Source organism: Singulisphaera acidiphila DSM 18658 (assembly GCF_000242455.2).
GTDB classification, from domain to species: domain Bacteria; phylum Planctomycetota; class Planctomycetia; order Isosphaerales; family Isosphaeraceae; genus Singulisphaera; species Singulisphaera acidiphila.
In genome coordinates this window covers 2,534,390-2,558,347 of record NC_019892.1, presented here as the reverse complement: position 1 = coordinate 2,558,347, position 23,958 = coordinate 2,534,390, and the positions used below count along the sequence as shown (strand labels likewise).

General features: G+C 63.5%; 20 protein-coding genes and 1 pseudogene. 16 read left to right on the top strand and 5 right to left on the bottom strand.

Annotated elements, in window-relative coordinates:
• Window positions 1–10 precede the first annotated feature (10 nt).
• From SINAC_RS10205 to SINAC_RS10180, 6 genes are all read left to right on the top strand, one after another.
• Window positions 11–4,177, top strand: coding sequence for a non-ribosomal peptide synthetase (locus SINAC_RS10205; RefSeq protein WP_015245580.1), 4,167 nt, complete (start codon window positions 11–13; stop codon window positions 4,175–4,177).
• Window positions 4,178–4,597: 420 nt separating this feature from the next.
• Window positions 4,598–5,071 carry an Lrp/AsnC family transcriptional regulator gene (locus SINAC_RS10200; RefSeq protein ID WP_015245579.1) on the top strand — a complete coding sequence of 158 codons (474 nt, stop codon included), beginning with the start codon at window positions 4,598–4,600 and terminating at the stop codon, window positions 5,069–5,071.
• Entirely contained in the window at window positions 5,061–6,002 is a 942-nt protein-coding gene (gene yedA, locus SINAC_RS10195; protein ID WP_015245578.1) for a drug/metabolite exporter YedA, read from the top strand. The genes SINAC_RS10200 and yedA overlap by 11 nt, the downstream gene beginning before the upstream one ends.
• Window positions 6,003–6,528: 526 nt before the next feature.
• A complete protein-coding gene (locus SINAC_RS10190; RefSeq protein ID WP_015245576.1) occupies window positions 6,529–7,599 on the top strand; it encodes an extracellular solute-binding protein in 1,071 nt (356 codons plus the stop codon).
• Window positions 7,596–9,278 carry an ABC transporter permease gene (locus SINAC_RS10185; RefSeq protein WP_015245575.1) on the top strand — a complete coding sequence of 561 codons (1,683 nt, stop codon included), beginning with the start codon at window positions 7,596–7,598 and terminating at the stop codon, window positions 9,276–9,278. The genes SINAC_RS10190 and SINAC_RS10185 overlap by 4 nt, the downstream gene beginning before the upstream one ends.
• Complete coding sequence (locus SINAC_RS10180) at window positions 9,275–10,312, top strand: ABC transporter ATP-binding protein (RefSeq protein WP_015245574.1); 1,038 nt, start codon at window positions 9,275–9,277, stop codon at window positions 10,310–10,312. The genes SINAC_RS10185 and SINAC_RS10180 overlap by 4 nt, the downstream gene beginning before the upstream one ends.
• A 176-nt stretch (window positions 10,313–10,488) precedes the next feature.
• Here SINAC_RS10180 and SINAC_RS10175 read toward each other — a convergent pair whose 3' ends face one another.
• Window positions 10,489–11,319 carry an AraC family transcriptional regulator gene (locus SINAC_RS10175; protein WP_015245573.1) on the bottom strand — a complete coding sequence of 277 codons (831 nt, stop codon included), beginning with the start codon at window positions 11,317–11,319 and terminating at the stop codon, window positions 10,489–10,491.
• 159 nt (window positions 11,320–11,478) lie between these two features.
• Between SINAC_RS10175 and SINAC_RS10170 the strand changes: the two genes are divergently transcribed.
• Entirely contained in the window at window positions 11,479–12,168 is a 690-nt protein-coding gene (locus SINAC_RS10170; protein WP_015245572.1) for an O-methyltransferase, read from the top strand.
• A 60-nt stretch (window positions 12,169–12,228) separates the two neighbouring features.
• Here SINAC_RS10170 and SINAC_RS10165 read toward each other — a convergent pair whose 3' ends face one another.
• Window positions 12,229–13,020 carry an AraC family transcriptional regulator gene (locus SINAC_RS10165; protein WP_015245571.1) on the bottom strand — a complete coding sequence of 264 codons (792 nt, stop codon included), beginning with the start codon at window positions 13,018–13,020 and terminating at the stop codon, window positions 12,229–12,231.
• Between the two features lie 211 nt (window positions 13,021–13,231).
• Here SINAC_RS10165 and SINAC_RS10160 point away from each other — a divergent pair, with 211 nt between their 5' ends.
• A complete protein-coding gene (locus SINAC_RS10160; RefSeq protein WP_015245570.1) occupies window positions 13,232–14,803 on the top strand; it encodes an FAD-dependent monooxygenase in 1,572 nt (523 codons plus the stop codon).
• A gap of 198 nt (window positions 14,804–15,001) precedes the next feature.
• Window positions 15,002–16,096: an alpha/beta hydrolase gene (locus SINAC_RS10155; RefSeq protein ID WP_015245569.1), complete on the top strand. Its 1,095-nt coding sequence runs from the start codon at window positions 15,002–15,004 to the stop codon at window positions 16,094–16,096.
• A gap of 481 nt (window positions 16,097–16,577) precedes the next feature.
• On the opposite strand, the gene SINAC_RS41525 is transcribed toward SINAC_RS10155, so the two are convergent.
• The gene (locus tag SINAC_RS41525; protein ID WP_020465553.1) at window positions 16,578–16,703 is read right to left on the bottom strand and encodes a hypothetical protein; all 126 of its coding nucleotides are present in this window, start codon (window positions 16,701–16,703) and stop codon (window positions 16,578–16,580) included.
• 881 nt (window positions 16,704–17,584) lie between these two features.
• Between SINAC_RS41525 and SINAC_RS10145 the strand changes: the two genes are divergently transcribed.
• Window positions 17,585–17,878 carry a hypothetical protein gene (locus SINAC_RS10145; protein ID WP_015245566.1) on the top strand — a complete coding sequence of 98 codons (294 nt, stop codon included), beginning with the start codon at window positions 17,585–17,587 and terminating at the stop codon, window positions 17,876–17,878.
• A gap of 35 nt (window positions 17,879–17,913) precedes the next feature.
• Window positions 17,914–18,324 carry a hypothetical protein gene (locus SINAC_RS10140; RefSeq protein WP_015245565.1) on the top strand — a complete coding sequence of 137 codons (411 nt, stop codon included), beginning with the start codon at window positions 17,914–17,916 and terminating at the stop codon, window positions 18,322–18,324.
• Window positions 18,325–18,743: 419 nt separating this feature from the next.
• Here the strand turns inward: SINAC_RS10140 and SINAC_RS10135 are convergent, their stop codons facing one another.
• Window positions 18,744–19,079 (bottom strand): hypothetical protein, encoded by a 336-nt coding sequence (locus SINAC_RS10135; RefSeq protein WP_015245563.1) that lies wholly within the window; start codon window positions 19,077–19,079, stop codon window positions 18,744–18,746.
• A gap of 152 nt (window positions 19,080–19,231) precedes the next feature.
• On the opposite strand from SINAC_RS10135, the gene SINAC_RS10130 reads away from it, so the two are divergent.
• Both SINAC_RS10130 and SINAC_RS40550 read left to right on the top strand, forming a co-directional pair.
• A complete protein-coding gene (locus SINAC_RS10130) occupies window positions 19,232–20,284 on the top strand; it encodes a type IV secretory system conjugative DNA transfer family protein (protein ID WP_020465554.1) in 1,053 nt (350 codons plus the stop codon).
• A gap of 9 nt (window positions 20,285–20,293) precedes the next feature.
• Window positions 20,294–20,515: a hypothetical protein gene (locus tag SINAC_RS40550; protein ID WP_154673601.1), complete on the top strand. Its 222-nt coding sequence runs from the start codon at window positions 20,294–20,296 to the stop codon at window positions 20,513–20,515.
• A gap of 424 nt (window positions 20,516–20,939) precedes the next feature.
• Here the strand turns inward: SINAC_RS40550 and SINAC_RS40545 are convergent, their stop codons facing one another.
• Window positions 20,940–21,116: a hypothetical protein gene (locus tag SINAC_RS40545; protein ID WP_015245562.1), complete on the bottom strand. Its 177-nt coding sequence runs from the start codon at window positions 21,114–21,116 to the stop codon at window positions 20,940–20,942.
• Between the two features lie 224 nt (window positions 21,117–21,340).
• Between SINAC_RS40545 and SINAC_RS10120 the strand changes: the two genes are divergently transcribed.
• The 3 genes and pseudogenes from SINAC_RS10120 (at window position 21,341) to SINAC_RS39760 (ending at window position 23,926) form a co-directional block, all read left to right on the top strand.
• Complete coding sequence (locus SINAC_RS10120; protein ID WP_020465556.1) at window positions 21,341–21,862, top strand: hypothetical protein; 522 nt, start codon at window positions 21,341–21,343, stop codon at window positions 21,860–21,862.
• Between the two features lie 175 nt (window positions 21,863–22,037).
• Window positions 22,038–23,079 (top strand): annotated as a pseudogene (locus tag SINAC_RS10115) (IS701 family transposase); the annotation flags it as partial.
• Between the two features lie 445 nt (window positions 23,080–23,524).
• Window positions 23,525–23,926 carry a hypothetical protein gene (locus tag SINAC_RS39760; RefSeq protein WP_154673602.1) on the top strand — a complete coding sequence of 134 codons (402 nt, stop codon included), beginning with the start codon at window positions 23,525–23,527 and terminating at the stop codon, window positions 23,924–23,926.
• Window positions 23,927–23,958 lie beyond the last annotated feature (32 nt).

Below are 23,958 nucleotides of genomic sequence, written 5' to 3'. Positions count from 1 at the left end.
TGGCACAGACATGAGCATGTCCCCGGAATCGTTGGCAGGTCTTTCGCTCGCCGAGAAGCGCATCCTGCTGGCACAGCTCCTCCAGGAGCGGGCGAGCCGGACGACCGTCTTCCCCCTGTCGCACGGCCAGCGCGGCTTATGGTTCCTCTACCAGATGGACCGGCGGAGTCCGGCCTACAACGTCTGCTTCCCGTCGCGGGTTCGCTCGCTGATCGATCTCGACGCCTTCCGTCGGGCCGCACAAACGCTAGTCAACCGCCACCCAAGCCTGCGCACAACGTTTGAAGAACGCGACGGCGAGCTGCTCCAGCGCGTCCATGAGAGTTTGCCGGTGCCCTTTGAAGTGATCGACGCCTCCCTGTGGAGCGAGGAGACGCTGCGCTCGCGTCTGGAAGAAGAAGCACACCGCCCGTTCGACCTGGAGCGCGGTCCCCTGCTGCGCATGCACTTGTTCACGCTCGGGCCGGACGATCACGTCCTGCTCCTGGGAGTCCACCACATCATCGGTGATTTCTGGTCGTTAGTACTGGTGATCAGGGAGATGCAGGCACTCTATCCCGCAGAGTGTCGGGGCCAGCCCGCGTGCTTGCCGGCACCTGGCCCGCAATACCACGACTTTGTGCGCTGGCAGAACGACCTGCTGGCCGGCCCTGAAGGGGAGTGGCTCAGGGCTTACTGGCATCGGCAGTTGTCCGGGGCGCCGACCGTGCTCGACGTGCCCACCGACCGCCCGCGTCCCCCTTTGTTCTCGAACCGAGGGGGCGCCGAACCCTGGCAGGTCGGACTGGGGCTGGCGCGCCGACTCAAGGCCTTGGCAGCGTCCGAGGGGACGACGCTCTACACGGCCTTGCTGGCCGCGTTCCAGGTGCTCCTCGGCCGCTACACGGGACAAGACGATTTCCTGGTCGGCTCCCCGTTCGCGGGCCGAAGCCGAGCCGAATTCGAGGGAGTGATCGGCTATTTCATCAACATGCTTCCCTTGCGAGCCAACCTGTCCGGCGACCCCTCCTTCCGCGCCCTGCTCCGCCGCACAGGAGCAACGGTGCTGGATGCCCTCGGACACCAGGATTACCCCTTCGCCCTCATCGTAGAGCGAGAGAACGTCGCGCGCGACCTCAGCCGGACGCCCTTGGTCCAGGTGACGTTCACCCTGGAGAAGGCGCAACACTCGCAGGAACTCGGGGCCTGGCGTTTCTTCCTACCGCCATCCGGAGCCAAGCTCACCCTCGGCGGCCTCCAGATGGAGCAGTATTACGTCGAGCAGCACAGTTGCCAATCCGACATGGAGATGGTCTTCGAGGAAGGGGACGGCACACTCGAAGGAATGCTCCGGTATAACCGTGACCTGTTCGAGGCGGAAACGGTGCGCCGGATGGTCGGCCAGTTTCTCACACTGCTCCACAGCGTCGCCGACGAGCCGGACCGGTGCCTGTCCAAGCTCCCCTGCCTGACGGAGGCCGAACGTCGCCTCGTACTCGACGACTGGAACCGGACCGAGGTGGATTTTCCTAGGGACCTTTGCCTCCATCACCTCTTCGAGCGGCAGGTGGTCCGGACCCCCGACGCGTTGGCATTGCGGAGCGATGAGGAGTCTCTCACGTTCGCTGAGCTGGATGCCAGGTCGAATCATCTGGCACACCGCCTTCGACGGCTGGGCATCGGCCCAGGCGCGTTCGTGCCCCTCTTCCTGGAGCGTTCTACCGCGCAGATCGTGGCGATCCTCGGCACACTCAAGGCGGGCGGCGCCTACGTACCGATCGACCCCGGCACACCGGCCGAGCGGGTACGCCTGGTCCTGGCCGACACGGCCTCTGCGGTTGTACTCACCCAGCACTCGCTCCGGGACCGGCTGCCTGAAACCGGGGCCGCGTTGATCTGCCTTGATGACCCGGCGCTCGAGCCGGAGGGCGACGGGATGAGCCCGCCGGAGAGTAGCGTCCGGAGCGACGACCTCGCCTACGTCATTTACACCTCGGGGTCCACGGGACGCCCCAAAGGAGTGATGGTCGAGCACCGGGCCATCGTCAACACCGTCCACTGGCGTGACCGGGACCTGCCCCTTTTCGCCGCTGATCGCGTGCTCTACAACCTGTCGTATACCTTCGATCCCTCGCTCTGTATCATCTTCCCCACGCTCGCGATCGGCGGCGCCTTGATCCTGGCCGCACCCGGCGAGGAGTACGACCCGCACCGTTTGCTGGAGCGAGTGATCCGGGAGCGGGTGACTGTCCTCGAAGCCCCCTCCGCCATGCTCCGGCTGATGCTGGACGACCCGTGCTTCGACGCCTGTCGCGAACTGCGGTGGATCTGCTCTGGCGGCGAGGCGATGCCGACGGACCTCCCGGCCCGGGTTCTCGACAGGCTCAATGTCGCGCTATACAACCTTTACGGTCCGACCGAGGCGGCCGTCGACTCCACCTGGTGGGCCTGCCGCCGTGACGACTCTCGTCCTAGGGTCCCCATCGGCCGGCCCATCGCCAATACACGGGCCTACGTGCTGGACCCGGCCCTTCAGCCGGTGCCACCCGGGGTCCCCGGAGAGCTGTACCTTGCGGGAGCGGGACTGGCCCGCGGCTATCTGAAGAACCCGTCAGAAACGGCCGAGCGGTTCCTCCCCGACCCCTTCAGCGTCAAGCCAGGCGGGCGGCTCTACCGGACGGGCGACCGGTGCCGCTGGCTGTCGGACGGCACTCTTGAGTTCCTGGGCCGGCTCGATCACCAGGTGAAAGTGCGCGGCTTCCGCGTGGAGCTGGGCGAGATCGAGGCCGCTCTGATGAGTCACCCGGCGGTGCGTGAGACCGCCGTCATCGCGCAGGCCGGCGATACCAGCGAATCGCGGCTGATCGCTTATGTGATCGGCGACGGCGAACCTCCCGCACCCGAGGCCCTGCGGCGGTACTTGAAGGAACGCTTACCCGTTCACATGGTCCCCTCCGTATTCGTCCCGTTGCCCGCGTTACCCCGCACGACGGGTGGCAAGGTCGATCGCCGCGCGCTCCCCACGCCGCCCCAGGAGCGCCCCGCCCTGGACCGGCCCTACGTGGCCCCCCGCTCGCCGTTGGAGGAGTTCCTGGCGGGACTCTGGCGCGACGTGTTACACCTCGACAAAATAGGCGTCGAGGACCACTTCTTCGAGCTGGGGGGAAGCTCAATTCAGGGGGCGGTGCTGATCAACCGGATCCAGGAGGCTCTCGGTGAGCCTGTCTACGTGATCGCGCTATTCGACTCGCCGACGATCAACGACCTGGCGCGCCACCTCAGCGCCTCGTATCCCGACGCCGTCGGACGTCTCTTCGGCCCGAGTTCACTGCCAGCCAGTCAAGCTGACGGAGCCGATCCCACTCCCGCCCGGGGAGGCTTGATCGTGACCCTGCAGCCGGAAGGGTCTCGCCCTCCTTGTTTTATGGTCCACCCGCCCGGCGGGATTGTCGTCTGCTACCAGGCTCTGGCGCAACGGCTGGGCCGGGATCGCCCCTTCCACAGCATCCGGGCGCGCGGCCTGTACGACGAATCAGAAGCGTTGCCGGGCCGGATGGAGGCGATGGCCGCGGATTACGTGGCCGCCATCCGAGAAATTCAGCCGAGAGGGCCGTATTGCCTCGGCGGTTGGTCCGTAGGCGGGCTCGTGGCCCTGGAGATGGCCCAGCAACTCCAGGCGGACGGGGAGGACATCAGCCTGCTCGCCCTGCTCGACACCACCCCTCCGAGCCCTCCCGGCGCCCCACCCCAGGACGACGGCGCCGGCCGTGAGTACGGCCTGGACATCTCCCTGGAACAATTGGCGACCCTCGGCCCCGATCGGCAGCTCCCCTACCTCTGGCAGCACGCTCTAAAACTGGGCCTTGTCGGTCCCGACGTTCCCATGGGAGTCGCTCAGCAGGTCGTCGACGCACTGAAACGGCTCTTCCATCACCACATGGTGCTAGCCAGTCAATACGTCCCACGCCCCTATCCTGGTCGGATCACTTTGCTCCGACCTTCCGACGCGCCTATCGCGATTGCGACGACGCGTGACCGGGGCTGGGGAAGCTTGGCCGCAGCCGTTGAAGTCTATTTCGTCCCTGGCCAGCATCACAGTATGGTCAAGGAGCCCCACGTCCAGGCGCTGGCACGTGTGCTCGAAGATTGTCTGCAACGGGCGGAAACCGACGAGTCAGGCACCGTTTTGCTGAGGTAGAAATGTGGCGGCACTACGATGATTCCTAATACACATGGAGACAGTTTATCGACCAGCTTGTGTGCCGGCGCAACGCCGGGCTTGTGCTTGGGTACAGGTACGCCTTCTGGCGCAAGCGAAGAGGTCCCCGTGATTCCGCCTTCACAACCGTTCGAGAAGATCATGAAGCCGTTCAGATCGGACCCGGGCTGAGGTTGCGAACGGGCGGTCGTACGGCCTCTGCCTCGGCGCCATGCCTGCGGAGCATCACGCGACGCCCTGATCGGTTCACAAACCCGCCTCGCCTCCTTCACAGAACAATCATCCCCCATCCGCCACTTTCGCCGAACGATATTCCCCGTCCCCACCGATTTCCAGAACGCCGGCCTTGACTTCCCACCCCCTGACGCCAAAGATTCTCCCATCTCCGGAGGATCTCGAATGATCGACGCCGTCGACCGTCAGTTGCTGAACTTCCTTCAGTCGGACGCCCGCATCTCCAACGCCGAACTCGCCCGCCGCGTGGGCATGGTGCCTTCCGGCGTGCTGGAGCGGGTCAAGAAGCTTGAGGAGCGCGGGCTCGTGCGCGGATACGAGGCCCGACTCGACGCCAGAAAGCTCGGCTCAGGCCTCGTCGCCTTCACCTACGTGAGATCCGACGACCGCGTGGGAGGCATCGACTCGGCTCAGATGCTGGCCGAGATTCCCGAGGTGCAGGAGGTCCACCACATCGCTGGGGAGGACTGCTACCTGATCAAGATCCGGGTGGCCGACGTCGAGGCCCTGGGGAAGCTGTTGCGGGAGAAGATCGGCGTCATCCCGGCGATCCGCTCGACGCGGACGACGATCGTCATGGAGACGCTCAAGGAGACAGCAAGGGTCCTTATCCCGGAAGGGGACGGCAATGCGGTCTGAACGGAAGAAGTGGCTCACCGTCGCGGCCTTCGCGGTCGTTTACCTGGTCTGGGGCTCGACTTACCTCGCGATCCGCTTCGGGCTGCAGTCGATGCCGCCGTTGCTCATGGCGGGGTCGAGGTTCCTCGTCGCCGGGACTATCCTCTGCGGCTGGGCGCTGGCTAGGGGGGCACGTTTACCGACCCGAGCCCAGTGGCTCAGGGCGACGGTGGCGGGCATCCTCATGCTCGTGCTGGGCAACGGCTGCGTGACCTGGGCGGAGCAGTACGTCCCGTCGGGTATCGCGGCGCTCCTGGTGGCTTCCGAACCCTTCTGGCTGGTGCTGACATCCTGGGGGTTCTTCGGCGGCAGGCGGCCCGGTCTTCGGACCTCGCTCGGCCTGATCATCGGCCTTATGGGCGTGGGCCTGCTGGTCACGCCGGAAGGCGGAGACGCCAACGGGGAGATGCTGGCCGGTTCGCTCGCCATCCTCCTCGCCGCTTTCGCTTGGGCGGTGGGCTCGCTCTACCTTCGGAGGGCGGAGTTGCCCGAGTCGCCCGCGCTTTCGACCGGCATGCAGATGCTGTCGGGCGGGGCCATTTTGACGGGGCTTGGGTTGCTGAGGGGCGAGGCGGCTGGGTTCCAGTTGTCGTCGGTGACGGCCACGTCAGGTCTGGCGTGGCTCTACCTGATCTGCTTCGGCTCGATCCTGGCGTTCACCGCCTACGGTTGGCTGATCACGGCGACGACACCGGCGCGGCTGAGCACCTACGCCTACGTCAACCCGGTGGTCGCGGTCCTGCTCGGCAGTGTCGTGGCTCATGAGCCCATCGCCCAGCTGGGATGGGTAGCCATGGTCATCATCGTCGCGTCGGTGGCGTTGGTCACGACGGGTGGTCAGGAAGATGACGTACCGGAACTGGTCCCGGTGACGTTAGGCGAGCAAACGTGAGCGGGCGGTGGGTTAACGAGAGGGCGGCCCCGGGTTCAAGGATGGACGTGGGGCTTTTTTGTGCGCAGTGGCGAGCCCCTCAGATCTTGCTCCACTCCATCACGATCCCGTTGCAGAAACAAGGAATGGGCCGCCAGAGTGGACGGCCACCTCACTACGTACCAGCCCCGGCTCGTCCCAAGCCCGGCACGGCTACCTCGACCATTCCTGGACCAAGGCGCAACACATGGATCGGCCCATCGCCGCGTTGGTGACAGACCAAGATCCGTTCTCCTTGACGGGCCAAGACATCACCTTCGGAATCTCAATCCTAGCCAATTAATGATTTCGCAACGGTTGAGGCGGTTGCTAGACTTGGACCTCGCGGCTCCCAAGATCATGCTGCACGAGCCAGGACGCGAAGACGAACTGCACGGCTTGGGAGCGGCAAGAGTTCAAGGAAGTAGTCGCCTCGGCTCCGGATTCGGTCGACGGCAAGCAGGCCAAGGGATGAGCTTGCCTGGCTGCCAGGGGAGGAAAAGTAGGAATGGCCAGGCGCACTCCGATCGTTGCAGGAGCGATTTTCGTTCTCGTCCTCGTCCTGGGTGTGGCCATCTTCCGCGCCGGCCGGTCGAACTCGCCAGAGCCGGCGAACCCTGCCCGGCCCACGGTCGTCCTTTACTCCGTGACCGACCGCGAGACCGCCCAGGAGCTTATCGACCAATTCGAGGCAGAGACGGGGATCCGCGTCGAGGCCAAATTCGACACCGAGGCCGCGAAGGCCGTCGGCCTCGTCCAGGCGATCCGCCAGGAGAAGGCAAACCCGCGTTGCGACGTGCTCTGGGGCGGCGGTGCATTCTTCCATGCGATGCTCGCCAACGATGGATGCCTGGCCCCAGCCCCGGCCGACCTGATCAAGGCCCAGGGGACGGCACCGCGGGACGCACAGGGGCGATGGCTCGGCTTCGCCGCCGCTTACCGCGTGCTGATCGTCAATACCGACGTGTTCGGGCCGCAGTCGCGGCCACATTCGTATCGCGACCTCGCGGCCCCGCGCTACAAGGGACGCGTGGGGATCGCCAATCCACTCTTCGGCGGCATGGCGGCGCACGTCACCGCGCTCTTCCAGGTGCTCGGCCCGGACCGGGCCCGGCGCTGGCTCAGCGACCTCAAGGCCAACGACTGTGCCCTCTGCGGCGGCATGGCCGACGTGACGAAGCGTGTCGCCTCGGGCGAACTCTGGTTCGGAATCACGAGCTCAATCGACGCCCACGTCGCCGTCGACGACGGCAAGCCGGTGGCCGTCGTCATCCCCGACCAGGAGCCGGGGGAAATCGGTTGCATGGAGGGCTTCAGCAGCGTGGCGCTCGTCGCGGACGCCCCGCACCCCAAGGAGGCGGAGCGATTACTTCGCTTCCTTATGTCCGCGAAGACGGAGGAGATCCTCGCCGCGGGGCCCGCGCAGACCGTCGGGATGCTGCCGGAGAGCGTCGCCCGGGACGTCCGCCCACCGTGGATCCCACCGGGGATCCGGGCGATGGACGTGGATTGGGCCAAGGCGGCCAAGAGCTACTCGGAGTCGACGAAAGCCATCAAGGAGATCCTGCTGGGGCGATGAGAACGCCGAAACCCCTGGTCGCCGCGGCCATCCTGCTGGCATTCGCCGTCGTCCTTTCGCCCCTCCTCGCCGCCCTGTTCGGGACCGGGTTGCAGGGGCGGGCGGCCGATGCGTTCGACGGCATCGCCGGGCCGCTCGGGGGCTCGGCGAGCTCCGCCCTGGTCGGCGCTCTGGTCGCGCTGATCCTCGGGGTGCCCTTCGCCCTGCTCGTCGAGCGTTCGCAGGCCGGCCTCAGGCGCGTTTCCTGGACGCTCGGGCTGTTGGTCCTCATGATGCCGCCTTATCTCGTCTGTGAGGCCGCGATCGTCCTCCTCGGGCCCGCGGGCAAGATCGCGAGACCGACCGCCGCACTCCTCGGTTTCGGCCCGCAGTCGACCGACCCGATTGCGGTTGCACGCTTCACGATCCCGGGATTCATCTACTCCTGGCAGGCGGTCGGCGTGGTCATGGGAGGGTGCCTATTCCCGGTCGTCTCGCTGGCCGTGGCGGGCGCATACCGACGCACCGATCACCGGGTCTTCGAGTCGGCGCGGCTCGCGCAGGGGATGCGTGGCGTCTACAAAATCGGGGCGTTCGTCTTCGTCCCGCCGGCCCTCGGCGCGGCGCTCCTGGTCTTCGCCCTGACGCTCACCGAGTTCGCGGTGCCACAGCTCCTGCGCGTGCGGACGGTCAGCGAGGCGGTCTTCGAGAGGATCCAGGAAGGCGACCTGGCGGCGGCAGCGGCACTGAGCCTGCCTTTGCTGCCGGTCGTCGTCGCGGCGGCGGCCCTGGGTGCCTACATGCTTGCGCGCAGCCGAGTCGCAAGCATGGCCGGACTCGAGGGCGAAGTCCCCAAATTCACCGGGCGGCGCCTGGGCCGCGTGGGGCATCTCGCGGCCGGGCTCGCGACGCTGCTCGCGATCACCCCGGCCTTGATCTTGCCGTGCGTGTCGCTGGGCTGGCTCGCCGCCACGGCGAGGATGTCGCAGTCGGCCATGCGCGGCAGGCACAGGCTCCTCCGGACATCCGGCATCCTCAATTCCCTCCGGGGGGCGTGGGAACTCGCCCACGACGATGCCATCCGCACTGTCCTGCTCGCGGGGGTGACGGCGACGCTCGCCACGCTCTTCGCGACCGGCCTGGCCAGGCTCGCGTCGCGAGTCGGCTGGGGCCCCGTCCTGGGAGTGCTCGGGGCCGGGGTGGCGGTGCCGGCCCCGATCGTCGGGCTTGGGCTCATCACCCTCTGGAATCGCGGCGCCGGGGCCGTGGTCTACCAGAGCTCGGCGATCGTCCTCCTGGCCTGGTTCGCCCGCTTCTTCCCCATCGCCGTATTCCTGGCGCAGGGGGCGCTTGCCCGCGTCCCGCGAGAGTTGGAGAGCGCGGCGGCGCTCGCCGGAAGGGGGCCCGGCGGACGATTCCTCGCGGCGGTGCTCCCGAACGCGGCGCCGGGGCTGGCGGCGGCGTGGCTCGCCATCTACGTGCTGTCGGCGACCGAATACGGCGCGACCGTGCTGATCGCACCGCCCGGCAAGCCCCTCCTTGCGCCGACGGTCATGAACTTCATGAGACGCGGCCAGGACCCGGAGATCGCGGCTTGCCAGATCCTCCTGCTCGGTGTGATCGCGTTGCCGTTGGCCTTGATCTCGCTGGGCATGGTGTTGCGCTCGCGAATCGGGCTTGTCGAGAAGGGGGCAAGGTGAGCGAAGTCCTCCGTGTCAGCGCCCTTGGCCGAACCTTCGGCGATACGAAGGTGCTCGAAGGCGTGAGTTTCTCGCTAGAACACGGCGAGCGCCTTGCTGTGCTCGGTCGATCGGGGAGCGGCAAGACCACTCTGTTGCGGCTAATCGCCGGGCTCGAGTCGCCGACGGAAGGGGACATCGTCATCGCAGGCAAGGTCGCGTCGCGCACCGGACAGGTGCTGATCGTGCCCGAGCGCCGGGAGGTGGCGCTGGTTTTCCAGGGACTTGCGCTCTTCCCAAACCTCCGCGCCCTCGATCAGATCGCGTTTGCGACACGTGGCCGTGGCGGCGTCGAAGCGGCCAGGAGCCTGCTCGATCGAGTAGGACTTCGACATCGAGCCAAGGCACGCCTCGACGAGCTGTCGGGAGGCGAACGGCAGCGGATCGCGCTGGCTCGGGCACTGGCCCAGAAGCCCCGACTCCTCCTCATGGACGAACCCTTCGCAAGCCTCGACGACGAGAAGCGCACCGAGATGCGCGATCTTCTGCGATCCCTCATCGGAAGTGCTGAAACGACGCTCATCCTGGTGACGCATTCGCGTGACGATGCATTCGACCTCGCGCGCCGTGTCATCGTCCTCGAACACGGCCGGCCTGTTGCGGATGATATGCTTGAGACGCTTTTGATCCACCCGCGGCATGCGGCCGCCGTGCGCGCGCTCGGATTGGGGGAGCTGATACCAGGCGTAGTCACCGCACGGGACCATGCCGCAACGGCGTTCGGGAAGGTGAGTATTACGCCCGGAACAGAGCCAGGACCGGCAGTACTCCTTGTGCGACCAGATCAGCCGCATCTTGCCGCCGACGGCACCGGTGTCGAAGCCGACGTCTTGGCGCTCGAACTACGGCCGTCAGAGGGGCGAGAGGTTCATCGCATCGCGGTCGTTCGCACGGAGGGGTGCATCCTCCGTGTGTTCGGCCGTGGACACACCTTGTCCGTGGGCGACCGCGTTCGGGTGCGGATCGACGGTGAATGCAATCCGGTCCAGGGGTAATGATTCAAATAACCATCTTAATGTTTAGCGAAATAATCACATGAACTGAACAATTATCGGCCAGGCGATTCCTACGTACGGGCTGTTCTAAAGCCGCAAAATTGCTTCATGGATGGACCATGGGACTTGGTGAAATTCTTGGTACTCCGATTGAAGAGAGTAAGACTCCGACCCCGTCAACCCGGATCCTTGCTGGCGGCAGTTGGCGATCCCTCGAGTCGCTGTGTCATATACCGCGCCGGGGAAGTGCCCAGCACCTTGCGGAACATGAACACGAAACTGCTCGCGCTTTCATAGCCCAGGTCCGTGGCAATCGATTGGACGGATGCGCTCTGCGAGAGCCATTGTAGGGCCAGGCTGATGTGGAGCTGCTGCCGCCAGCGGCCGAAGCTCATGCCCATCTCGTGAACAACGAGCCGGCTAAGGGTCCGCTCGCTGACCCCAATCCGCTTTGCCCATTCGTGCACGGAGGCCCGATCGGACGGCTCGGCCGCCATCGCGTCCGCAATCTTCCGAAGACGGCCATCCGAAGGCATCGGGAGGTGCAGCTTCTCCACGGGTGCGGCGGCGAGTTCGTCGAGCAGTACGGACGCCAGACGCGCTTCCCGTCCCCTGACGGGATACAGCGTGGGGAACTCGGCGCATCGGAGGAGGACCTCGCGCAACAGAGGCGAGACGGACATGGTGCAGCAGGCCTTCGGCAAGTCAGGGGCGGAGTCCGGGTCCACGAACAGGGCGTAGACCTCGACGTTTCCGACACCTGAGACGCTGTGCCTCGCGCCACCGGGGATCCAGAGGGCGCAGCCCGGCGGGACGATCCACAAACCCTGCGACACCTCGCACGTCAACATGCCGCGGGCCGTGTGGATCAGCTGCGACTTGCGGTGGTGATGGGCGCCCATCTTGAACGCTTCGGCGCCAGTCACGATGTCGGCACCGATCGCCATCACTGGGCGGGGCACGGAGTCGGGATCGTCCAGCACGTGGTCGGATTTGTACTTCGGCATGAGGACGATCCCAAAAAGCGGCTCTGGCTGGTTTTCGATATAAATTGGCAGAACATCCTGATGCGGTCAAGGCGTGGCCTACGTATCCTCCAATTCGGTACGACGACTTGGGCACTGGCCTTGGTTGATACGAACCGCTGTCTGGAAGGAGTTCATTCCGTGGATTCACTGACAACTGCACCGATCGTTGAGTTACTTGAGCAACTGTTCCGGAAGGCCGAAGCGGCGGATCGGCCGCTCCACGAAGCGTTCGTCGGCGAGGGCGAAAAGATCTCGGCCGAGCACATGAGGACCTTTCTCGACGAGGAGGCGAAGGACTATCAGGCGACGTACCGTACGTTGGCGGGCAACTACCTGAACGTCTCGCCCGAGTTCGGGAAATTCCTCTACATGTGCGCCCGGACCCGCAAGGCCACGCGGATCGTCGAATTCGGCACGTCATTCGGTGTCTCGGCCATCCACCTCGCATGCGCACTCCGCGATAGCGGAGGCGGCCAGTTGATCGGGACCGAGTTGGAGGCCACGAAGGCTGCGGCGGCGAGAGACAACCTCGCTGCGGCGGGCCTCGCAGACCTCGTGGATATCCGCGTGGGCGATGCGCTCGAAACGTTGAAGGAGGGCATCAGCGGGGATGTGGACCTGGTCCACCTCGACGGGGCGTTCAACCTGTACCTTCCGGTCCTCAAGCTCCTGGAACCCCACCTGAAGGCTGGCGCCCTTGTGATCGGCGAGAACGCGATTGAGCCGGCATACCTCGATTACGTGCGCGATCCCCGAAACGGCTACCTCTCCGTGGCCATGCCATTCGACGCGGGACGCGGCAACGAGTTCACGGTCGTGACCCGGTGAATCTTCACCAACAACCGACCCAGTAAGTAGCCGCGCTGCACGCCAACCTCGTCTAGCTCATCAACTTGACCGGCCTGACATGTAGCGGCCGGGCGAGGTGCCCAGGGCCTTCCGGAACATCGTCACGAAGCTGCCGACGCTCTCGTACCCGAGGTCGCCAGCGACCTGCTGGACAGAGGCGCCCTCCGCCATCCGCTGGATCGCGAGGATGACGCCGAGCTGCTGTCGCCAGCGGCCAAAGCTCATGCCCGTCTCGGCAACAACGAGGCGGGCGAATGTGCGCTCGCTCATCGCGTGCCGCATGGCCCAGGCTACGAGCGTCCCGCGATCGGCCGGGCATTCCACGATGCTCCGGAAGACCGCGCGCAGCCGCTCGTCCTTCGGCATCGGGAGGTGCATCCCTCCCACCTCGGCGATCGCGATCTCTTCGAGCAACAGCGACGCTACCCGCGATTCCATCCCCCCTTCGGGAACATCAGTAGGGTATTGCGCGGTGCGGACGAGGAGTTCTCGCAGCAGCGGCGTCGCGGCGATCGTGCAGCACGCGGAAGGAAGGCCTCGTGCGACGGCGGGCTCAATAAAGGCGTTGTAGCCCTCGACGCTGCCCGCCAGGGTGATGCGGTGCTCGATGCCTGGGGGGATCCAAACGGCGTCCTGCGGCGGGACGATCCAGATGCCGCCTTCCGCCTCGCACGTCAGGACGCCGGACACCGCCATCACGCACTGCGCCTTCCGGTGGCGATGGAAGCCCGTGTCGTACCTGCGGGTAACCATCTTCAGGCCCATCGTCAAGACGTCGCGGGTAATACCGTCGACGTCCACCCTTTTCTCTGTGCTCTCAATGACGGGCATTCACGCTCCGGGCGAGAGTGGCAGGATTTACGAATAGAATGGCCAAATTCCGCATTGTGGTCAACCGACACGTCGCTTTAAAACAGTGCGTAGACGCGAGCTTCGACACCGCTGGAAGAGGCGGCGAAGCCTTTTTCTTGTCTGCATCAGCTCCACTGCCGTTCGTGCAGGGACTTAAACCCGGTCCAGACGCTCGGGCAAGGAGGATACTTTGGTCTACGACGTGATCATCGCCGGGGCCGGCCCGGTCGGCCTGTTCCTGGCCTGCGAGTTGCGGCTCGCGAAGCTCTCCGTGCTGGTGCTCGAGCGATCGGAGGATCCGCACTCGCCCCTGAAGCGGCTCCCGTTCGGGATGCGAGGACTCTGGGGACCGAGCGTCGAAGCCTTCCACCGGCGCGGACTGCTGGAACAAATCGCATCGCAATCTCGTGCCGACGAAGGTGCCCCGGACCAGCCGAGGCCCGGATCCATCGCGCCCGGCTCGCAACGCCGCGGGCCGGGCGGCCACTTCGCGGGCATCCAGTTCGACGCCAGCAACGTCGATTCGTCGCGGTGGGCTTACCGGCTCCCAGGCCCGGCCGAAACCCAGTTGGGGGTCGAAACGGAGCATTTGGAGCGCGTCCTCTCCGTCCACGCGCACTCCCTCGGAGTGGAGATCCGGCGCGGCTGTGGGGTCGATGGCTTCGAGGCTTCGGACGATGAAGTCACCGTCCATACCGGCGATCAGCGCATCCGCTCGCGTTGGCTCGTGGGTTGTGACGGCGGCCGTAGCACCGTACGAAAGCAAGGCGGCTTCGAATTCGTGGGGACCGAGCCGGAGTTCACGGGCTATTCGGTCCAGGTCGACATTGCCGACCCTTCGGTACTCCCGATGGGCCGTCATCATGGATTTTTTCCGTTCCTCAAGGGAACCTCCGGCATGTACACACAGTGGCAGCCGGGAACGATCGCAATCGCCGACTTCGACGGCGGCGCGTCCCATCGCACGGCGCCGATCACGCTCGAACACGTGCAAGCGGTCCTGCGGCGCGTGTCCGGGACGGACGTGACCCTCAAGGCGTTGCACGTCGCCTCGACGTGGACCGACCGTGCGATGCAAGCGACGACCTACCGCAAAGGGCGGGTGCTGCTGGCGGGTGACGCCGCGCACATCCATTCGCCACTCGGCGGGCAGGGTTTGAACCTTGGGTTCGGAGACGCGGTGAACCTCGGGTGGAAGCTCGCCGCCACCATCCGAGGCGACGCCCCCGACGGCTTGCTCGACAGCTATACCGCAGAGCGGCACCCGGTCGGGGCGCGCATCCTCGATTGGTCGCGGGCCCAGGTCGCGCTGATGCAGTCCCACCCGCTCCAGGCCATCGTCCGCGACCTGATCGATACGCGCGACGGCGCGACCTACTTCGCCGAGCGTGTCTGGGGTGTGGTCCTCCGCTACGACCTCGGCGAGGGACACCCGTTGGTGGGCCGCAGCTGCCCGGACTTCGAGTTGGAGGACGGGACGAGGCTCGGCGTCCTGCTCAGGGATGGGAAGGGCGTCCTCCTCGACTTCCATCCCCGTTCGCCGCTTCGGTCGCTCGCGAGCCGCCGGGACGAGCGGGTGAAGTACGTCGCGTCCAAGGCTAGGGACCACCTGGGGCTGACGGCCGTGCTCGTCCGCCCGGACGGATTCGTCGCGTGGGCGTGCGACGGCGAACCCGATCTCGCCGAAGCCTCTCGGGCAGCGTCTCGCTGGTTCGCTCAGCCGACGGTGGTCTCCAGTTCATCCACGGCCCCCCTCGCATGAGCAGCCGGTGAGCAGCGGGAACCGGGACGGTCGTCAGTGAGCCATGCCTCTGTCCGGGCCAGGCGAGTGAGGTCGACCCGGCGACGGAAAAGCGGGTGCGCTGAGCGGCACGGGCTCTCCCGATAGCTTGGTGCCGACCGATGAGGAATCGGGTAAAAAGGGGGTGGCATCAACCGCCAAGCAACAACGAGGGATTCCATGCTCAAACCGCTGATGGCGTTTTTTATCCCGGTTCTCGTATGCTCCAACGCCTTGGCCCAGCCGCCGGCGCGCAAGTTCGATGACCCGGGTGCCCCGTCTTTCAAGGTGCTGAAAGAGGGCGAGAACCCGCCGCTCGACGCATACGACAACTTCGTCATCGGGCCGAACTACGTGCCCGCGCCGGAACGCAAGAAGGTCAAAGGCGCTCCCGAGGGGAAGGTGGAGCAGTTTGTCATCGACTCGAAGGAGACCAAGCTCTTCAATCCCGGCATCGCCCGCAACGAGTTCGGGAAGGTGGACCCGAGCAATCCGAAGACGCTGATCGTCGAGACACACCCCATCGACTATCAGCGGAAGATCGGCGTCTACATCCCCGCCCAGCTCAAGGAAGGGGCCGAGGCGCCGTTCATGGTGGTTCACGACGGCCCCGGTCAGGCCAACGGCTACAAGACGATTCTCGACAACCTAATTCACCAGAAGCGGATTCCGCCGATCGTCCTCATTTCGATCGGCAACGGCGGCGGCGACGCCCAGGGGCACGAGCGAGGCAAAGAGTATGACAACATGAACGGCGACTACGCCGAGTACATCGAGACCGAGGTGCTCCCGCGGGTTGAGAAGAACTGTGGAGTGAAGCTGACCAAGGACCCCGAGGGCCGCGCAGCGATGGGCAACAGCTCCGGCGGATCGGCGGCGCTCATCATGGCCTGGTTCCGCAACGACCTGTACCACCGCGTGCTAACGACCTCGGGCACGTTCGTGAACCAGGCGTGGCCGTTCGACCCGAAATACCCGGACGGGGCCTGGGGCTTCCACGAGACAATTCTCCCCGATAGCGCGAAGAAGCCCATTCGACTGTTCATCTCCGTTGGCGACGCAGACCTGCTCAACCCCAACGTGATGCGCGACGGGATGCACGACTGGGTCGAGGCTAACCACCGCATGGCCAAGGTGCTGAAGACCAAGGACTACGAGTACCTGTACCTGTTCTGCCGCGGCGCCCACCACAGCGTCGGCAACGCCCAGCAGCAGTTCCTCCCGCACGCCATCGAGTGGGTGTGGAAGGGGTATGCTCCCGAGGCCGACAAGTAGCCGTCGAGGCCGGGGAGGTGGACGCGAACACCGGCAAGCGGGGGTATTGAGGGAGAATCAGGTCCGGCGCATCGAGAGGGTGTCCCTGGTGATTCGAACGATCGGAAAGCTCGGTGACATCGTTTGGTGATGGGGCTAATCCCCACACCCTCGCGATTGCGGACCATCTTCATCCTGGCACCAAGCGTCTTCGCTTGTCCCTCGCCCGACTGATGCCCAGTCGTGCGGCTCCGCTTCTTGCTCCGCATCACCTCCCCCGACTGGCAGAACAGCCATGGGCCGCCAGGATGAACTGTGATCCAGTTGCGGAGGATGGTGCCCAGCGATGAGGAAAGCGGCACACGGCGGGTGGTCCTGGTCCGCTCGCTGTGCGACCGCTTTCTTCTCCCGCACCGTGATAATGCCACCCGCGAAGTCCACATCGGAGATCCGTATACGGATCAGCTCCGACCGCCGGGCCCCGTATAGGCGGTCGTGGCGATCAGGGGGTGGATCCACAGGTGGCCGGCATGGTCGCGGAGTGGGCGAGCAGTTCTTCGACCTCGGGCTGGAGAAGGTACAGTGCGTTCCAGAGTTCGGCCTGGCCCTTGGCGGGGAGGCCCGCCACCTGCCGCTCGATCTCGACTCGGGTCTGGAACGGCGGCTTGGCATCCTTTCCTCCAGGGCGCCGTTACCGTGAGTCTCCAGGTAGCGGTCACAGAAGGAACCGAGGGTGATCGGCGCGGCCGATGCGACGCCGCCGTCTTTGGCAAGAATCACCTTACCATCCTGCCGGACGAACTCGACGCCGGGCGGGAGCTCGATCAACCCCTGGCCGAGGCACATGAGCAGGTAATCAACCTGGGTTCGTTGAGGCGGCCGATCGTGAAGATCCGCTGCTTCCGGTGGTATTCGAAGAAAACCCGGAAGTTGCCGTTCCGATTCTGAAGTGCGGCCATGTGCCCTCTCAAAAGGGCCATGCCACCCAACGCGGCGGAGGCGATCTTACCAAACTCTTACCAAGGGCTGTGGTAAGACTAACCCAGATTCGCCGTAAGTCTATAGTACCGAAGGTGGGACTTGAACCTACACGGGTGTTACCCCACCGGATTTTGAGTCCGGCGCGTCTGCTATGAAAGCACGTTGGGCTGGCGCTGCGGTGACGTTGATATCCTTGTTATAGTAATGGTTTACGTTTGCACTTGCCTTCGGTCGCATTGTAGCCAAAGGGGACTGGCACTGCCAGTGACTGCAGAAGAATTGCAGAAGATCGAGAGTAGGAGCCACGGAGCGCTGGCATGCCGGATTCCCAGTCCGGTGTGGCAGCGTTCATGCTGCCATGGGGAAATTGAGGCGGGCGAAAACACCCTTCGGATGAAGGGCCGCCGTGTCGTAGGCGAGGACCACCACTTCGACACGCATCGGCTAGAGGCCTCTCCAACCTTCCATTTGGCACTGACGTGGACTAAACCATTGTACCTACTTGGTTGTCCGCATGGAGTCCGCGCCATGGCCGACGGCCCGCGAAGAGCGAAGTCCATTCGTCCACTGAAGAAGACGACTCTCGACGGCCCGCCAATCGAAATGCGGTTTCCAATGCCTCTACAAACGTCCCAGCAGAAAGAGTTGACCAAGCTCTTGCGGCCCCTGCTCTCCCACAGGAAGCGGCGCGTCACCGTCGCAGCCGATAAGGTGGTGATCGAAGGGGTGCTGGTGCGTGATTCCAAAACCGTCCGTGACGCGTTGGCGGGATTCAGGGAGTCCGTCTGCCCTAAGCCGATTCGCCTACGAAGTCGGGATTGAACCCAGCGGCCACGAGAACTACGGGGGGATCGAGAATGAGCAGGCAGCCTACCGACGACGAGATCATTTCCGAGGTAGGGCCGTTGATCGAGGCGGGAGATATCAAAGCACTCTACCTCGTCGCCTCGAAGAAAATCCAGGAGATATTGAAACGACTTACTGACCGCATCTGCGAAGGTGTGGACGGGACGAAGGCCGACGCCTCCTTGGTTATTCGCACTATCGCGCGGAAGTCGGAAGAGGCTCTGACCTCCGTCATTTATTGTGTCGAAGGCGGGCACAACTACGCGGCAACGGGGCTGCTTCGACCGATCTGTGAGGAGTTGATCTTTGCGAAATTCCTCCGGTCACTGCACCGTGCGGATGCCGACGAGTACGTGAAGCTGCGATCCATTCTCGATATCCATGAAGGCATCTCCGCCCAGGGTCGATTTTTCAGCGAATAGCAAAGAGCCTACGGCTGGGCGGACGAATCGGATCCGAAGAGAATCGTCAACGTATCGGCGGATTTGGCTGATCGCATTGCGGACCTAAAAGCTAAGTTGAAAGAACTGGGAAAGCGAGTCGGCTGGGGGGAATACAGCGAAGCCAACAGTCAAGTACATGGCAGAGCGTGGTAAGGCGACGGAGATTTACGAGTTCTTTTACCACGCAGTCAACAGTTCAGTTCATGCAAGCCTGCATCACTTACTTCGGGTGGTTTGGTATAATCGCGAGAGCCACGTCGCCACAATTACTAACAAGACATTTGAGCAATATTACAGCAATTTTGCGTTGATTTATGGCTCATGGATGGCTTCAGCTCTTGCTGTGGAGTTGCTCGAAGAGTTTGGGTTAACGCTCTCTACGGGCGAAGATACTGAACTCAGTGTTTGGATGGTTGTGATTGTGAAACCCGCCGTGATTCACAGACAGCCGCCCATCGTGACTCTCGAAGAACTGGCAAGACCAAAGCCAAGCTAAAACGCTCCCCACCCGTTCCATCCCGCGATCCTCCACCACCCGACGTGCCTTCCACTTCCAGGAAGTGCGTCCCCGTACTCTGATTCCAGAGCAGCTTGGCCTTCGCCCGCTCCCGGTAGACGTACTCCTTGGTGCGATCATCCTGCCGCCAGCGGGTGCCGTTGGTCAGCTCGTAGACCCTCCCGCCTTCGTAACCCTCGAACAGCCCGGCGATAAATCCTTCCCACTGCGTTTCCATGGCGTCCCTCCTGGCGGAAGGATCGCTGATCGGATGCGATCTATCCAGATGAATACTGAAAAGCCCAACGTTAACTCCCTGCCCGGCCCTGCGAAGTTTGATCGGCCCGGCGATTCTTGGCAGGCGAATCTTCAGACAGCCCCGTCCATCGGATGGGGCATTCTTCTGCGCCTCCAGGAGTCGTCCATCATACGGAAGCACCATCAATCTTCGGCTTCGACAAGGCCCAACCTGCGGGCGACAAGCTCCTCACCTACGATGGCGACGCCCCGATTTGCGTGATCGCCCCCCACGGGCTCGAGCAAGAGTCGGGATTCCCTGATCCCGACGCTTCTTACGGTTATGACGGGCCGATGATCGTTATTGACTTGAAGGGCGTGCTCTCGGCGGTCACTGCTCGCGCCCGCCTTGGGCTGGGGCAAGCGGTCCACATCCTCGACCCGTTCGGCATTACCGGCCATGAAACCGACCGGCTGAATCCGTTCGACCTGTTCTCGCTCGAAGGCTCGATGCTGGAGCCGGACGCGGAGATGCTGGCCTCACTCCTCGGCGAGGGGCACTCCAGCCAGAGGGAGCCATTCTGGGCCGACACCGCCAGCGGCCTGAACTCGGGGCTCATCGCCTACGTCGCGGGAGACGTGTCGCCCGAGGAACGGAACATGAAGGCGCCCCGCGACCTCCTCTTCAATGAGGATGTGGATTACCACCTGGCGGGGCTGCTGGATGGGAAGAAAGAGGAATTGCCGCCATTCTTCTACGGGGAGATCGCGGGATATCTCCAGCACGCAACCCAGCAGACCAGGCCGAGCGTGCTTTCCACCGCCCGCACGGTCATGAGGGCCTTGAACTCCGACCAGGTGACGGACTGCATGCGGGATTCGACGCTCTCGCTTCTTGACGTGGTAGAGGGCAAGCCGCAGACCATCTACATCACCATCCCGCCGGAGAAGCCGAAGAGCCACCGCTGCCTCTTGCGGTGCTGGGCGGGCACGCTGCTGACGACCATCATGCGGAGGAGGGAGATTCCCGAGAAGAAGACGTTGTTTGTTTTTGACGAACTGGCGCAGCTCGGGACGATCGATCCCCTGCTCGCGGTGACGACCCTGCTCAGGGGATACAGTGTGCAACTGGTTTCGGTCTGGCAGGATCTCGCCCTGATGAAAGGTCGCTACCCGACAGACTGGCCGAGCCTCCTCAACAATTAGGGTGTGCTGATGAGTTTCAGCCACGCCCAATATTCCTCCTGCAAGCAATACTCAGAGGTGGCGGGCCTGGAGCCGAGCGAGCTGATGCGGCTGGGCCAGGATGAAGCCGCGTTGTCCGTCCGGGGGGAGGGAACCCGGAAGATCAGGCGGCTCAATTACTTGAAGGATGAAATGTTTCGGGGGTTGTTCGACCCGAATCCGTTTTACCGACGGCAGGAGCGGGGGCGCTGAGCGATCAGCCAAGAAGTTCGATGATACGGTGAAGCTGTGCTCTTTGCCGACGCTGGCGATGAGTGGCTTCACCTTTTCCATTGCGTCCAGCAAGTCGCCCTGGGCATTGGGCGTGATCTTTGGTCGCGCGGTCAGGCCGTTATCAACGGTCGTAACGCCACCCGCGATGGTAACTCGTCGCTTCCCCTTCTTTCCCTTAGTGGTGCATCCGCCAGGTTCGTTGACAGAAACCGAGGCATCGAACAACTAATCAATTCAGGAGTTACGATGGATTGATACTGTCTCGTCTCTTGGCGGATGCACCACTTAGTGGTGCATCCGCCAAGTCGTAAGACACTCGGCCGGGCCGACCGAGCTACGATAAACGCGAGCCGAACGCGAAAGTCGCAGCCCGGCCGGCCCGGCCGGGGTTCCACCTGCGCCGTCAAACGACTTGGCGGATGCACCACTTAGCGTCGCGGATTTTCTGCTGCGACTTGGCGAGGCTGAATTTCTTGTTGTCCATCTCGATGCCGAAATGGGCCATGATGAACTCCACGCCATCGGAGGGGGCGTCCATCCCGACGGCAATCGCCTGCCTCACCGCCTCCGCCTGACTCACCTTCGCCTGGATACCATGCCTCTCCTGCCCTGCTACTTCCGTCCCGTCTCATCGGGCTTGGGGAATTTTGCAGTTCTGACACGTACCATATTGTTCTCGCGGTATATGCGGTTCCGATCGCCAATTTACCCATTTTAACAAATAGAAGCGAGCCCGCAACGCTTTCCGAGGATCGATTGTATAATTGGATTGACCACGATGGCCCTAAACTTGGGAGACTTGCCTTGTACAGCAGTCTGTTCAATCTTGGAACAATTGATGACCACATCCTCAATATTCGAAATCAGATGTGCGGCGAGATTGATGGAGTTCCAGCGTCGGAGATTATCGGGGCCAATGTAGACAGCCTTGCAGCCGAATTCTCGGCCAAGTTTCAGGTGGCCTGTCCATTGCTCCTGCCGAAGGAAATCTATTGCGAAGAACCGGCATTTACCGGTGGGCACGAAGAGGTGAGCGTCAGAGTTCATCTGCCGTTTTCCGGCCATCATCAACTTTTCAAGCTATCCGGTGGATCAGCTCCGATAATCTCCCAGCCTATCGAGATTTATCCTGGAGAACTCGTGTTCTCATTCAGGCTCGAGAAAAACAAATTGGATCAGTTGCATCCCAGAGTGCTTGCGGTTGCAGGGCGAATTAAAGAAGGGCTTGCGTCCATTCAGCAAAAATTGGAATTCTATAATCCCGATCTGAAGAAGTGGGCCGTGCAGAAGATAGAAGAGAGAAAGGCCCACCTAGTACTACAGTAGTAACTAATAGCCGGTCCGGTTAAGCTGGTCAAGGAGCCACTCAAGGAGGGTTGCCATGGCCAGCACCGGTGCCGTTGTTGTGTTCGATGATGTCTCTGCATGGGGACAGGAATTGGACGGGGTCGCCCGTCGGATCGGGGCGAGATTTCCCCGCAGCGAGACGCGCGATCGCGTCCGGGCCTACCTCATCGGCCTGCTCGGGCCGGTCCAGCGGAAGAACTCCTGGCAAGTCGCCGAGCAGATCGGCGATGCCGACCCCTACGGCATCCAGTACCTGCTGAGTCGGTCCGAATGGGACCCCGAGGCGGTGCGTAACGACCTGCGGGATTACGTCGTCGGGGGACTCGGTGATGCTGATGCCGTGCTGATCCTGGACGAGACGGGCTTCCTCAAGAAGGGGACGCACTCCGCTGGGGTCGCCCGCCAGTACACCGGCACCGCCGGGCGGATCGAGAACGCCCAGGTCGGCGTTTTCCTGGCCTATGCGAGCCGACACGGCACGGCGTTCATCGATCGGGCCTTGTACCTGCCCAAGGAGTGGACCGACGGCGCGGTGCGAGCGAGCGGGCATCCCCAAGGGGACGACCTTCGCCACCAAGCCCCAGTTGGCCAAACTGATGCTTGAGCGTGCCTTCGAGGCCAGGGTGCCGGCGGCCTGGGTCACCGGCGACGAGGTCTACGGCAGCGACGGGGGCCTGTGGCGGTGGTTGGAGTCGCGACAGCGGCCCTACGTTCTCGCCGTCCGGGCGAACCAGTACGTGTGGACGGGCCCCCGCCAGTCGACGGTCGCCGTCCTCGCGAAGTCGCTGCCGAAGCGGGCCTGGTACGAGGTCACGATTGCCGCGGGGAGCAAGGGACCGCGGCGGTACGCCTGGGCCTGGGTGCGGATCAATAACGACCTGGGTCCGCAGTGGCAGCGATGGCTACTGGTCCGCCGCAGTCTTGATGACCCCGAGGACCTGGCGTACTACATCGCGGCTGGCCCGAGACGAACAACGCTGAGGCGATTGGCCAAGACCGCCGGGGCTCGATGGGCGGTGGAGGGGGGCTTCGAGACGGGCAAGCAGGAGGTCGGGCTGGCCGACTACGAGGTGCGGAGTTGGACAGGCTGGTATCGTCATGTCACGCTCAGCCTGTTTGCCCAAGCGATCCTGGCGGCGGTCCGGAAGCTGGCCGACGGGGCGCCGAAAAAAAGCCAGACTGTGGTCGGGAATTGATCGGCTTGTCATCACCGGAGGTGCGACGCCTGTTGGTACGGCTGCTCTGGAGCCACCTCCCCGAGGTCGCGGAGGTGCTGGGTTGGTCGGAATGGCGGCGTGCGCATCAGGCGCTTGCGCGGAGATGTCACTATAAAAAACGCGGGGCGGTCCCCCCGGATTAGTTACCACTGTAGTACTAGCCAGCCACAGCAAGGTCTTGAGTGATTTGGAAAAGACCGGATTCGCGTTGAAGCGGAGGGGCGATAGCAGCGAAAAGCTCATCGTTCCAGTGAAGCCAACGCCTATCATTGTGTGGCCAAAGACCGAAGCTCCGAACCAGGAACCGAAGCTGTCTCTACAAGATTACGACGAGATTCTGAACGTGATCCGCTCGATGGTTTCGGTCTTCGAGCGAAGCCCCACAGTCTTCAAGGCCATGGAGGAAGAGCATCTTCGAACCATCTTGCTGGTTGCCCTCAATGGGCTTTTCAAAGGAAACGCCACAGGGGAAACATTCAACGGAGCCGGGAAGACAGACATCCTGATCCGCGCCAATAACAACAACATATTCATTGCCGAATGCCTGATCTGGTCCGGCCCGGATCACTTCCGAAAGAAGCTCACCGAACAACTCTTTCGATACTCGACATGGCGAGATTCAAAGCTGGCCGCGATCGTGTTCAACAGGAATCGGGATTTCTCTGCGGTCGTCGAGAAGATGCGTGAGGTGGCAACCGGTTTGGATAATCGCATTGCGGATATGCCCTATCCTGCGGGATCGGGTTCGAGACACAAACTCCGTCGTTCCGATGACCCTCAAAAGCAGTTCATCCTCACCTGCATGGCCTTTGAGGTGCCGCAATAGTCGTTCAAAACAACCTCCCCTGCTTCGTCTCC